This is a genomic window from Kaistia sp. SLG-1, from assembly GCF_059699055.1.
Window position 1 is genome coordinate 2,148,820 of record NZ_AP048544.1, and the last position, 12,383, is coordinate 2,161,202.

Annotated in this window: 13 protein-coding genes; 12 read left to right on the forward strand and 1 reads right to left on the reverse strand. The window is 69.7% G+C overall.

Going from position 1 to position 12,383, the window contains the following annotated elements:
• A complete protein-coding gene (locus AC6HZP_RS09650) occupies nucleotides 1–312 on the reverse strand; it encodes a hypothetical protein (RefSeq protein WP_497526382.1) in 312 nt (103 codons plus the stop codon).
• Nucleotides 313–420: 108 nt separating this feature from the next.
• Between AC6HZP_RS09650 and AC6HZP_RS09655 the strand changes: the two genes are divergently transcribed.
• The 12 genes from AC6HZP_RS09655 (at nucleotide 421) to ccmI (ending at nucleotide 12,382) form a co-directional block, all read left to right on the forward strand.
• The gene (locus AC6HZP_RS09655; protein ID WP_497526383.1) at nucleotides 421–864 is read left to right on the forward strand and encodes an NlpC/P60 family protein; all 444 of its coding nucleotides are present in this window, start codon (nucleotides 421–423) and stop codon (nucleotides 862–864) included.
• Nucleotides 864–4,727, forward strand: coding sequence for a baseplate multidomain protein megatron (locus AC6HZP_RS09660; RefSeq protein WP_497526384.1), 3,864 nt, complete (start codon nucleotides 864–866; stop codon nucleotides 4,725–4,727). Before AC6HZP_RS09655 ends, AC6HZP_RS09660 begins: the two co-directional genes overlap by 1 nt.
• On the forward strand, nucleotides 4,720–5,058 hold the full coding sequence (locus AC6HZP_RS09665) for a DUF2793 domain-containing protein (RefSeq protein ID WP_497526385.1): 339 nt from the start codon (nucleotides 4,720–4,722) through the stop codon (nucleotides 5,056–5,058). Before AC6HZP_RS09660 ends, AC6HZP_RS09665 begins: the two co-directional genes overlap by 8 nt.
• A gap of 48 nt (nucleotides 5,059–5,106) precedes the next feature.
• Nucleotides 5,107–5,364: a spike base protein, RCAP_Rcc01079 family gene (locus AC6HZP_RS09670; protein WP_497526387.1), complete on the forward strand. Its 258-nt coding sequence runs from the start codon at nucleotides 5,107–5,109 to the stop codon at nucleotides 5,362–5,364.
• Nucleotides 5,364–6,722 carry a hypothetical protein gene (locus tag AC6HZP_RS09675; RefSeq protein ID WP_497526388.1) on the forward strand — a complete coding sequence of 453 codons (1,359 nt, stop codon included), beginning with the start codon at nucleotides 5,364–5,366 and terminating at the stop codon, nucleotides 6,720–6,722. Before AC6HZP_RS09670 ends, AC6HZP_RS09675 begins: the two co-directional genes overlap by 1 nt.
• Nucleotides 6,723–6,903: 181 nt before the next feature.
• On the forward strand, nucleotides 6,904–7,779 hold the full coding sequence (locus AC6HZP_RS09680) for a glycoside hydrolase family protein (protein WP_497526389.1): 876 nt from the start codon (nucleotides 6,904–6,906) through the stop codon (nucleotides 7,777–7,779).
• A gap of 1 nt (nucleotide 7,780) precedes the next feature.
• Nucleotides 7,781–8,155, forward strand: a complete 375-nt coding sequence (locus tag AC6HZP_RS09685; RefSeq protein ID WP_497526390.1) for a hypothetical protein — start codon at nucleotides 7,781–7,783, stop codon at nucleotides 8,153–8,155.
• Nucleotides 8,156–8,218: 63 nt separating this feature from the next.
• Entirely contained in the window at nucleotides 8,219–8,536 is a 318-nt protein-coding gene (locus tag AC6HZP_RS09690) for a PepSY domain-containing protein (protein WP_201403359.1), read from the forward strand.
• A gap of 4 nt (nucleotides 8,537–8,540) precedes the next feature.
• Entirely contained in the window at nucleotides 8,541–9,227 is a 687-nt protein-coding gene (locus AC6HZP_RS09695) for a response regulator transcription factor (protein WP_201403360.1), read from the forward strand.
• A complete protein-coding gene (locus AC6HZP_RS09700) occupies nucleotides 9,227–10,588 on the forward strand; it encodes an ATP-binding protein (RefSeq protein ID WP_497526391.1) in 1,362 nt (453 codons plus the stop codon). The genes AC6HZP_RS09695 and AC6HZP_RS09700 overlap by 1 nt, the downstream gene beginning before the upstream one ends.
• Before the next feature lie 119 nt (nucleotides 10,589–10,707).
• A complete protein-coding gene (locus AC6HZP_RS09705; protein ID WP_244669890.1) occupies nucleotides 10,708–11,154 on the forward strand; it encodes an RT0821/Lpp0805 family surface protein in 447 nt (148 codons plus the stop codon).
• A gap of 82 nt (nucleotides 11,155–11,236) precedes the next feature.
• The gene (gene ccmI / locus AC6HZP_RS09710; RefSeq protein ID WP_497526392.1) at nucleotides 11,237–12,382 is read left to right on the forward strand and encodes a c-type cytochrome biogenesis protein CcmI; all 1,146 of its coding nucleotides are present in this window, start codon (nucleotides 11,237–11,239) and stop codon (nucleotides 12,380–12,382) included.
• The last annotated feature ends 1 nt before the right edge of the window (nucleotide 12,383 follow it).

Consider the following 12,383-nt stretch of genomic DNA (forward strand, 5'->3'; position numbering starts at 1 on the left):
CTATTCGGACCGGACAACCGGCGTCGCCGCGTCGAGCACTGCTTCCAGCTCGTCGATCGCGGCGAGGGCGTCGCGGAGGGCGGCGGCCCGCTTGGCGTCGTCCGAGGATGCGCGGCTGACGATCTGCAGCGCCTCGAAGCAGCGCGCCGCCGTATCCGTCGCCGCCGCGCCGACGGCGGGCGACCAGGTCACATGAGACAACGCGACGTCGATCTCCCGGCTGATCGCGTTCTTGGCTGGCCATGCGGTTTCGCGGGTCAGCCCGCCCAGGATCTCGCGCAGCGAAGCCATGTTTTCGGTGTGCTGGGGCATTTTGAGTTCCTAAGTGCCGTCCGGGGTCGTCGCATCCCCTCGTTCAACGCCACGACCGCCGCTGCCTGCGCAGCCGGCGGACCGTCGCAGATTCGGACATGGATCGAAATGGCAGAACCGCTTTCCCGTGAGGCGATCGTCACCGCGGCGATGGCCTGGCTCGGCACGCCCTATCGGCATCAGGCCTCGCTCCAGGGCGTCGGCGCCGATTGCCTCGGGCTGGTGCGCGGCGTCTGGCGCGCGGTCTATGGCGTCGAGCCGGAGGAAATGCCGGCCTATACGGCCGACTGGGCCGAGGCGCGCGGCATCGAGACGCTGGCCGAGGCGGCGGCCCGCCACATGCCTGCCGTTCCGGTCGACGCGGCCGGGATCGGCGATCTGCTGCTCTTCCGCTGGCGCGTTGGCCTGCCCGCCAAGCACGCGGCGATCCTCGTCGCGCCCGATCGCTTTCTGCATGCCCATGACGGCGCTTCCGTCGCCACCGCCGCCTTCTCGCCCTGGTGGCGGCGGCGCGCCGCCTTCGCTTTCAAATTTCCCGGAGTGACCGACTGATGGCGACCCTCGTCCTGCAGGCGGCCGGTGCCGCCATTGGCGGCCTGTTCGGCCCCGTCGGCGCCATTCTCGGCGGCGCGGTCGGCGCGATGGCGGGCTATGCCGTCGACCAGACCCTGTTCGGCCGGGATATCGAGGGGCCGCGCCTCGGCGATCTCTCCGTCCAGCGCTCGGAGGAGGGCACGCCGATCCCGCGCGTCTATGGCCGCGCCCGTCTGGCCGGCCAGGTGATCTGGGCGACGCAGTTCCAGGAGGTGAAGGAAGAGGAGGGCGGCAAGGGCGGGCCGACCGTCACCACCTATTCCTATTTCGCCAATTTCGCCGTCGGGATTTGCGAGGGGCCGATCGCCCGCATCGGCCGGGTCTGGGCCGACGGCAATCTGATCAACCTCGCCGATGTGCATCACCGGATCCATCTGGGTGGCGAGGACCAGGGCGCCGACAGCCTGATCGAGGCGAAGCAGGGCGCAACGCCCGCCTATCGCGGCACGGCGATGGTGGTGTTCGAGCGCCTGCCGGTGGGCGACTACGGCAACCGCCTGCCGCAGCTTGCCTTCGAGGTGTTTCGTCCCGTCGGCGGCGTGGAGGACGAGATCCGCGCCGTCGTCATCATCCCCGGCGCGTCGGAGTTCGCCTATGACCCGCTGCCGGTCTACACCGCGAAGGGGCCGGGCCGCCGCGTCACCGTCAACCGTCATGTCGACGGCGCCCGCACCGACTGGGAAGCCTCGATCGACGATCTGCAGGCGCTCTGCCCGAAGCTCGAGCGGGCGGCGCTCGCCGTGTCGTGGTTCGGCGACGATCTCCGCGCCGGCCATTGCACCGTCGCGCCGCGCGTCGAGGACTTTTCGACCGCCACCAGCCCGACGAGCTGGCGTGTCGCCGGGTTGAACCGCAGTGCGGCGCGGGCCGTGAGTCGGATCGACGACCGGCCCGCTTTCGGCGGCACGCCCTCCGACGAGAGCGTCATCCGCGCCATCCGCGATCTGAAGGCGCGTGGGCTCGCCGTCACCTTCTATCCCTTCCTGATGATGGACATCCCCGCCGGCAACGCGCTGCCGCATCCCTATTGGGACGCAAGCCAGCCGGCCTATCCCTGGCGCGGCGAGATCACCGGCGCGATCGCGCCGGGGCGGCCCGGCACGCCGGACAAGACGGCGGCGGCAGCGAGCGAGATTGCCGCCTTCGTCGGCACGGCGGCGCGGACGGATTTTTCCGTCTCGGGTGGCGCGGTGCATTATTCAGGTCCCGCCGAATGGACCTACCGACGCATGGTCCTGCACGCCGCCTATCTCTGCAAGGCGGCCGGTGGCGTTGACGCCTTTCTCATCGGCTCGGAGCTTCGCGGGCTGACGACGCTGCGCTCGGGACCGTCGACCTATCCCTTCGTCGCGGCGCTGAAGGCGCTCGCCGCCGATGTGCGCGCCATCCTGCCTTCGGCCAAGATCACCTATGCCGCCGACTGGAGCGAGTATTTCGGCCATCAGCCGGGCGACGGCTCGGGCGACGTCCACTTCCATCTCGATCCTCTGTGGGCGGATGCCGCGATCGACGCGATCGGCATCGACAGCTACGTGCCGCTCTCCGACTGGCGCGACGGTTATGACCATCTCGACGCACAGACGGCAGAGAGCGGCCGCGACGTCGACTATCTCCGCGCCAACATCGCCGGCGGAGAGGGCTTCGACTGGTACTATGCGAGCGACGCCGACAGGCTCGCGCAGATCCGCTCGCCGATCACCGATGGCGGGGCGGGCAAGCCCTGGGTGTTCCGCTACAAGGACCTCGTCGGCTGGTGGTCGAACCTGCATTTCGACCGGCCGGGCGGTGTCGAAATCGGAACGCCGTCCGCCTGGGTGCCGCAATCGAAGCCGATCTGGTTCACCGAAATCGGCTGCCCGGCGATCGACAAGGGCGCCAACGAGCCGAACGTCTTTCCAGATCCGAAGGTTGGCGGCTCGCGCCTGCCGCATTTTTCGAATGGCGGCCGTGACAGCCTGATGCAGGAACGCTTCCTGACCGCCGTGCTCGGCTATTGGGATCCGGCCGCGCCGGATTTCTTGGCGAGCGCGAACCCGCTCTCCGCCGTCTATGGCGGGCGGATGGTCGATCCCCGCCGCACCTATGTCTGGTCCTGGGACGCGCGGCCCTATCCGGCCTTCCCACGGCTGACCGACGTCTGGTCGGACGGCGGCAACTGGGAGACCGGCCATTGGCTGAACGGTCGGCTCGGCAACCTCTCCACCATCCGCCTGGTCGAGCGCATCCTGCGCGACTATCGCTTTCTCGACTTTCGCGTCGGCGATCTCGAAGGCGTGGTGGACGGGTTCGTCATCGCCCGCGTCGGCTCCGCGCGGCAGGCGCTGCAGGGGCTTTCCGAGGCGCTCGGCTTCGAGGCGGCGGAATCGGGCGCCGTCGTCCGCTTCGTCCGTCGCGGTCTGCCGCGCCTGACGCTCTATCCCGCCGATCTGGTCGAGGAGGGCGAGCAGCCGCTCATCGCCATCCGCCGCGCGCAGGAGACGGAATTGCCGGCCGAGCTCGCCTTCGGCTTCATCGACGGCGCCGGCGATTATCGCGACCGCGTCGTCGCCTCGCGCCGGCTGGAGGCGGCGGGGCAGCGGCAGGCCGCGCTTTCGACCGGCATCGTCACGGATGACGGCCTGGCGGTGGCGCTCGCCGATCAGCGCCTGCAGGAAATCTGGGACGGCCGCGAGACGGTGTCGCTGGCGCTGACGGATCGCCGTCTCGGCATAGAGCCGGCCGACGTCGTCAGCCTGCTCCGGCCCGAGGGGCGGGTGAGCTTTCGGGTCACCAAGGTCGAGGACGGGCTGGCGCGGCGGATCGAGGGGCGGACGGTCGATCCGTTCGGGTCGCCGGTCACGGCGGGCGCGCCGACTTCAAGTGTTCCGGGCTGGACACCAGATCCGGGGCCGCCGGAGGTTGTCATTCTCGACCTGCCGTCGCTCTCGGGCGTCGAGCCGGTGGCGGCGCGGATCGCGCTCTTTGCCGATCCGTGGCCGGGGGCCTTCGGCGTCTCGATCGGCTCGGCGGCGGCCGGCTACCGGCTGCGCCAGACAATGACGCAGCCCGCTACGATGGGGACGATCACCGCCGCCGTGCCGCCCGGACCGGTCGGCCGCTGGGACCGAGCGACGACGCTTTTCGTGTCGCTGCCGGCCGGTGCGATCGCCGCGCTGCCGGACGAGGCGGTGCTGAATGGCGGCAACCTCGCCGCGATCGGCAGCGAGGCGGCCGGCTTCGAGATCATTCAGTTCCGCTCGGCCGAGCTGATCGGCGAGGGGCTCTGGCGCGTGTCCCATCTGCTGCGCGGGCAGGGCGGCACGTCGGATCTGGCGGCGCTCGGACATGCCGTCGGCGCCCGCTTCATCCGGATCAACAGCGCGACGCCGCTTCTCGATCTCGACCCGTCCGAGATCGGACTGGCGAGGACGCTCCGCGCTGGGCCGCTGGCGATCGCCTATGACCCGGAGCGGTTCACCACCCTCGACTTCACGGTTCAGGGCCGGTGGCGGCTGCCCTTCGCGCCGGTGCATCTGCGCGGCCGCTGCGATGCGACCGGCAACGTGCATCTCGCCTGGATCCGCCAGACCCGGGTCGACGGCGACGGCTGGGAGCAACCGGAAGTGCCGCTCGGCGAGGCCGTCGAGGCCTATCGCGTCGAGATCCGGGAGGGCGCGACGCTTCGGGGCAGCTTTGATACGGCCGTGCCCCAGCTGAGCCTTTCGGCCGCCACGCTCGCCGGCCTGCTGAGCGCGCCGGGCGCCGATTTCACCGCCCGCGTCCGCCAGCTGAGCGCGACGGCGGGACCGGGCCTTGCAACGGAGATCCTTGTCCATGGCTGACCAGACCTTCCACCTCGCGCTTCCCTATCTGGCGCCGTCGCAGGCGCAGAAGCACGTCACCCACAACGAGGCGCTGCGCCGGCTCGACGGGCTGGTGCAGTTGGCCGTCGAGGCGGCGTCGGCGAACACGCCGCCGGGCGCGCCGGCGGAAGGCGCCCGCTATCTGCTCGGCGCCAGTCCGACCGGCGTCTGGGCCGGGCAGGCCGGCGCGCTTGCCGTGTTCGCGGAAGGCGCCTGGTGGTTCGCGACGCCGGAGGTCGGCTGGCTCGCCTATGACAAGGCGACCGCGGCGCTGCTGGTGCGTAAGGCGGGGGGCTGGACGGCCGTGTGACGTCCGGCCCGCCCTGAACGACTGAAACCCAAACCTCGGAGAACCAATATGAGCGACCCCTTTGCCGGGACGGCGACGGGCCTGTCCGGTCCGGCGCTGCGCCATTTCGCCGTTACCCCTTCCGACACGGCCGACCTCGCCATCCGTCCGCGCGCCCTGGTCTTCCAGACGGACGGCGCGGCGGTCGTCCGCGACGAGGCGGGGACGACGCTGACCTACAGCCGCTATGCCGGTGACGTCCTGCCGATCCGCGCCGTGCGGGTGCTCGCGACCGGCACGACCGCGACGATCGTCGGGTGGGTCTGATGCGGATGCCCGGTCTCGACCTCGTGCGGCGGGGGAGCGCGGGACGGCGGCGCGCTCCGCCCGCCGACCTCGGCTTTCCGCTCGCCGACTACCCGCTGGCGATCCGCCGGCGCGGCGGCCGCTTCCTCTGCGACTTCAAGCCGGGGGCCTATGCCGCGGCGGCGCTCGCCGGTCCCGCCTATTACGTCGACATCGCCACCGGCAATGACGCGAATGCCGGCACCAGCTGGGGCACGGCGGTGAAGTCCATCTTCGCCGCCACCCAGCTCGGCAATGCCGGCGGCGTGCCGTTCCAGGTCTGGGTCAAGGCCGGCACTTATTCGCGCGTGAACAACTTCACCAATATGGGCCCGATGGTGATCCCGACCCAGCCCGCCGCCTACCGCGCCTTTGGCGGGCGCGTCACCTGCTGGTCGGGGCACGACCTCTCCTGGCCGGCAACGCCGCATGCCACCTATGGCAATTGCTACGCCGTGGCGCGCTCCACGGTCACGGTCGTGCTCGATCTCCTGAAACAGAACGCCTTTGGCGATCCGGCCGAGCTCGTCCGCGTCGCCGATGCCGCCACCTGCAATGCGACGCCCGGCTCGTGGGCGCAGGAGGGCGGAACGCTGTTTGTCCGCCGCGCCGACGGCGCCGTGCCGAGCAACATCAACACGCGGGTGCTGATCGTCGTCGATGCCTTCGCGCTCGATGCGACGGGGAAATCGGCCTATCTCGAAGGCTTCGATTTCCAGGGCGGCGCCAATGGCGGCGTGTTCGTCCATGGCAGCGCCGCCCGCCATGTGATCGCGGTGGATTGTTCGGCTCGCTATGCCGGCGGACCCAGCCATGCCGGCGACGGTTTTCTCATCGAGGATAGCCAGGGCCTCGCCGCGCTCGTCCGCTGTGTCGCCGCCTCCAACGCCAATGACGGCATCAGCTTCCAGTGGACGCGCGGCGGCGCGCCGACGCTCTCGCCGCTGACGATCGATTGCCGCAGCTATGACAATGGCCGTCACGCGCACCTCGCCAACAACGGCCTCGCCTGTCACGACGGGCTGGCGGCGATCGAGATCGGCGGCGACTACCACGACAATTGCGGCGCCAACGTCCTTTTGACCGATGCCTCGAAGCTCTGGTGCATCGGCACGTTCGCGTCCCGGAGCCTCGGCGATGTCGGGCGCGGCGGCAGCGACGGACCGATCGATTTCCACGCCGCCGGAACCTCGCAGATGTGGCTGGAGCGGACGCGATCCGCTGTCTCGACCCATGCGCTGATGGCAACCGACACGGCCCGCATCCGCTTGCGCCAGCACGAGAAAGGCGCCGGCCAGGCCGAACTCGCGGTCGGCGGCGCCAGCATCCTCACTGACTGAACGGATCGCCAAAAGGCGAAGCCCGCCGCTGGGGGGGGCAAGCGGCGGGCTCTCCGGTTGGGGAACCGGTGTCGAGACGCTGTGCATCTCGGATGGACAACACCGCCGTGTGGTCCGGGTTCCCTGCAATCGCGGTCGATTGAGAGATTTTTTTGCCGCCCGTCCGATCGGAGGTTGTCCCATGCCTGTCACCAGTCCGGCCGGGCTCGAGCAGCTCATCGCCGAGGAAGGGGAAGTGCTGCGCGCCTATCGCGATATCGCCGGCGTCTGGACCATCGGCGTCGGGCTGACTGCGGCCTCGGGCGTGGTCACTCCGAAGGCCGGCATGACGATCACGCAAAGCGAAAGCCGCGCCCTGCTGGCCGAGGCTTTGGCCCGTCGCTACGAGCCGGCGGTCGCGAGCGTCATGCCAGGGGCGAGGGCGCATGAGTTCGACGGCGGCGTCTCGTTTCATTTCAACACTGGCGCCATTGGTCGCGCTTCCTGGGTGCGGGCCTGGCGGATCGCCGACCGGGCCGCCGTATGCTCCGGGCTCAAGGCCTGGAACAGGGCCGGCGGCAGGGTGGTCGACGGGCTGACCCGCCGCCGCGAGCGCGAGGCGGCGCTGATCCTCGATGGCCGGCGCGAGACCGGCGGCGCCGGCTTCGCCTCCCTTCGGCCGGGCGACAGCGGCGTGGCCGTCCGCGCCCTGCAGCATGAGCTGATCCGGCTCGGCCTCCTGTCCGGGCCGGCGGATGGCGATTTCGGCCCGCTAACCGAAAGCGCCGTCCGCTCCTTCCAGGCGGCGCATCCGCAGCTCGCCGTCGATGGTGTCGTCGGGCCGGCGACGCGGGCGCAGATCGCCCGCGTCCTTGCCGGGCGCCGCGCCATCGCCGTGACGGCGGCCGGCGGATCGCTGGCGACGGGCGGCGCGATCGCGCCGGCGGGCCATCCGGCGCTGGCGCCCGCGACGGCGGGTCTGCTGGTCGCTGGGCTCTTCGTTGTCGCGCTCGCCGTCCTCGCCTGGCGCTATCGCGACGAGATCCGCGCCTTCATCACGCTGAAGAGGAGTGGCTGACATGCCGACGCTCAATCCCTTCGACATCCTGCTCGGCGCCGTGGGTGGCGCGGTCTCGCGCATGGCCGGTCGCGCCGACAATCCGCTGACGGCGGAGATGGCGCCGACCATCACCCGCGCCATCGTCGAGGAGATCGCCGCCGATCCTGTCGTGCGCCATGCGACGAACGCCGAGCCCTGGTACGCCTCGCGCGTCACCTGGGGCGCGATCATCGCGGCCGCGGCGCCGATCGTCGGTCTTATTCTCGGTCATTCCCTTACGGCAGAGGACCAGGCCTCGCTCGGCGAGATCGCCGTGGCGCTCGCTACATTGACGGGAGCGGGACTGGCGCTTTACGGTCGTTGGCGCGCCCGGACGCCGCTTCGCCTCAAGTGAGCTTTCGCGCGAAGGTTGTCGGCATTCAGATCATGTTCATATGAGGCCGGCTACGAGGGGGGCATGTCGAAGCACCTCATCACCTTCATCCTGTTGACGGCCCTTTTTGTCTGGTTCGGGACCGACGTTTCCGGACCGAAATCGGCCTATGGCGAATCCTGCCTCTCGCAAGGCGAGGCCCGGCAGGCCGTCCAGCGCGGCGACGCGATCTCGCTCAGCGAGATCCGCGGCTCCGTGGCGGGAAATGGTGGTGAAGTGGTGTCGGCGCAGCTCTGCAAGGCTGGGAACCGCCTCATTTATGTTGTCAACGTGCTCGGCGAGGGGGGCGAGGTGAAGCGTGTCCGCGTCGATGCGCGCGACGGCTCCATCGTAGGACGCTAGACCCATGCGCATTCTCGTCGTCGAGGACGATCCCGATCTCAACCGCCAGCTCGCCGAAGCGCTGAAGACGGCCGGCTATGTCGTCGATTCCGCCAGGGATGGCGAGGACGGCCACTTCCTCGGCGATACCGAGCCCTATGACGCGGTCGTGCTCGACATCGGCCTGCCGCGCATGGACGGCATCAGCGTGCTCGAGGCCTGGCGCCGCGCCGGCCGCAACATGCCGGTGCTGATCCTCACCGCGCGTGATCGCTGGAGCGACAAGGTGCAGGGCATCGATGCCGGCGCCGACGATTATGTCGCCAAGCCTTTCCACATCGAGGAAGTGCTGGCGCGCATTCGCGCGCTGGTGCGCCGCGCCGCCGGCCACGCCACCAACGAGATCGAATGCGGCCCGGTCCGCATCGATACCAAGGCGGGTCGCGTCACGGTCGACGGCAATCCGGTCAAGCTGACGGCGCATGAGTACAAGGTGCTCGAATATCTGATGCACCATCGCAACCGCGTCGTCTCCCGCACCGAGCTGATCGAGCATCTCTACGACCAGGATTTCGATCGTGATTCCAATACGATCGAGGTGTTTGTCGGACGGCTGCGCAAGAAGGTCGCCGCCGACCTGATCGAGACGGTGCGCGGCCTCGGCTACCGCATCGTGACGCCGGGCACGGCGACGGCCAGCGGCGGCGACTGATGCGCGTCAACTCGCTCGCGTTCCGGCTGATCGCCGGCGCGTCGATCTGGAGCGCCATCGCCCTCGTCGTCGCGGGCGTGATCCTGACCTCGCTTTATCGCGACACGGTGGAACGCGCCTTCGACGAGCGTCTCTCGGTCTATCTGAAGACGCTCGTCGGCAATCTTGCGACGCAGCCACCCGGCAAGCTCGGCGATCCCGGCAATCTCGGCGAACAGCGCTTCGAGCTGATCTATTCCGGCTGGTACTGGCAGATCCGCCAGGTCGACGGCCCCGTCCTGCTCGCCTCGCGCTCGCTCTCGACCGACACGCTCGACCTCGCCAAGGCGACCTCGCGCAACACCGTCGACGGCATCGAGCAGGCGACGATGGAGGGGCCGGACCGCCAGCAGCTGCGCGTCCTCCAGCGCACCATCACCTTTGACGTCGATCATCGCTACGATGTTCTGGTCGCCGGCAACGCGTCCGAGCTCCGCGAGGACATCGTCGATTTCTTCACCAGCGTCGCCCTGACGCTGGCGGTGTTCGGTATCGGCCTGGTTGCCTCGACCGCCTTCCAGATCCGCTGGGGCCTTCGCCCGCTCGACCAGGTCCGGCGCCAGCTTGCGGCGCTCCGCAGTGGCCGCGAGCAGAGCTTCGAGGGGCCGTTCCCGGCCGAGATCGAGCCGCTCGCCAAGGAACTCAACGCCCTGATCCATTCGAACCAGCAGATCATTGAGCGCGCGCGCACGCATGTCGGCAATCTGGCGCATGCGCTGAAGACGCCGCTCAGCGTCATCACCAACGAGGCGCGTTCGGACGACGGCAAGCTGGCGGTGAAGGTCGGAGAGCAGGCCGAGCTGATGCGGATGCAGATCAACCACCACCTCGATCGCGCCCGCATCGCCGCCCGTTCGCAGGTGATCGGCGCGGTGACGGAGGCGGACCCGGTGCTGCAGCGCCTCGTCCGCGCCATGCGTCGCATCCATGAGGATCGCGGCCTCGACATCGCGCTGCATGTCGGCCCGGAAGCGCGCTTCCGCGGCGAGCAGCAGGATCTCGAGGAGATGGTCGGCAATCTCGTCGACAACGCCTGCAAATGGGCGGGCTCCAAGGTGGCGGTCGAAGTCAGCGTCATTCCCGCCGCCGGAGATATGGACGGATCGCTGATCATCCGGGTCGACGATGACGGCCCCGGCCTGACGGAGGCCGAGCGGCTCGAGGCGACCCGGCGCGGCAAGCGGCTGGACGAAAGCAAGCCGGGTTCCGGTCTCGGTCTCTCGATCGTGACGGACCTGGTATCGCTCTACGAGGGCGCTTTCGAACTCGACCGCTCGCCGCTCGGTGGCCTTCGCGCCGAGGTTCGCCTGCCGGCGGCATAAGGGGTGGTCCGTAATTTCGCCACGCTGATGGTGGATTGCGGATCGACGGCGCGGCGGACAATATCGAAGCCATGCACGGGCGAAAAAGGTGTGATGTCATGCGGTTGGGGTCGTGGAGTATGGTGGGCGTCGTTGCGACGACGCTGGCTGGCTGCGCCAGCACCGGCCCGAACGAGGGTCTCGGCACCGTCGGCGGCGCCCTGGCCGGTGGCGTCATCGGCAACCAGTTCGGCAGCGGCTCGGGCCGCGTCGCCGCCACGGCGGCGGGTGCCCTGATCGGTGGCCTGGTCGGCCAGTCGATCGGCCGCAGCCTTGATGATCAGGAGCGCCGGCGCGCGCAGGAGGCCGAATTCCAGGCGCTGGAATATGGCCGGCCGGGCTCCCCCGTCGACTGGCGCGGCGAGCGCGCGGGTTATCGCGGCGAAGTCGTTCCCGGGCCGCGCTATCGCATCAACGCCTATGATTGCCGCGACTACACGCACCGCATCTGGATCGACGGCGAGCCCCAGGTCGCGCGCGGCACGGCGTGCCGCCAGGAGGACGGCACCTGGCGTCCGATCGACTGAGGAGCCGGCAACCTTCCGTCCGCGACAGAATGCGACGTGCGCGGCCGTGGCTTAGAGGCTAGAACCGGTCCAGGAACAAAACATGCTTCTTTGGATCGCCATGGCCGTGCTGACGGCCGCCGCTTCGCTTGCCGTGCTCATTCCCCTGGGCAGGCCGGCCCGTGTCCAGTCCGCGCATGCCGGCGCCGCCCGGTCGATTTACCGGGATCAGCTCACCGAACTGGCGCGCGACAAGGAGAGGGGCCTGATCGGCGACGCCGAGGCGGAAGCCGCGCGAATCGAAATCGCGCGCCGGCTGCTCAACAGCGAGGACGCCGGCGATGCCGGGGCGGACCGGTCGCGGTCGGCCTATCGCATCGAGCGCCTGCTCGCCGTCGTCGCGATTCCCGTGATCGCCATCGGCACCTATCTCTATGTCGGATCGCCCCAGCTCGCGGATCGGCCGGGCGTCGATCGCGCCGCCGAGGCTACGGCGACGGGAGATGTCGACGGGCTGATTGCCAAGGTCGAGGACCATCTCGCTGCGAATCCCGAGGATGGCCGCGGCTGGGAAATCCTGTCGCCGATCTATATGCGCCTCGGCCGTTTCGACGACGCGGTCCGGGCACTCGGCAACGCCAAGCGCCTGCTCGGCTCCACGGCCGAACGCGAATCGCTCTACGGCGAGGCGTTGACGCGGGCGAGCGGCGATGTCGTGACCGAGGAGGCGCGCGCCGCCTTCGAGAAGGCGCTCGCATTTGATCCGCAGGATGTGCGGTCTCGCTTCTATCTCGCCTATTCGCTCGCCCAGTCGGGCAGCAAGCCGGAGGCGATCGCCGCCTGGAGCGCGCTGATCGCGTCGGCGCCGGCGGATGCGCCATGGTTGCCGTCCGCGCGCGCCGAACTGGCGAAACTGCAGCCGGCCGCGACTGCGCCGGCCGTCCCGGCCGCGCCCAGCGCTCCCGGTCCGACCGAGGCGGACGTCGCCGCCGCCGCCAGCCAGACGCCGGCCGAGCGGCAGCAGATGATCGAGGGCATGGTCCAGGGCCTCGCCACGAAGCTCGATGCCGAGCCCGCCGACACGCAGGGCTGGGAGCGGCTTTTCCGCGCCTATATGGTTCTCGGCAAGCCGGGTGACGCCAGCGCCGCGCTTGATCGCGCGCGCGGCAAGCTGGCCGAGCAGCCTGAGCTGCTCGCCGTCGTCGAGAAGGCCGCCCAGGACATCGGGGTCGGCAAAAATGGCTCGTGAT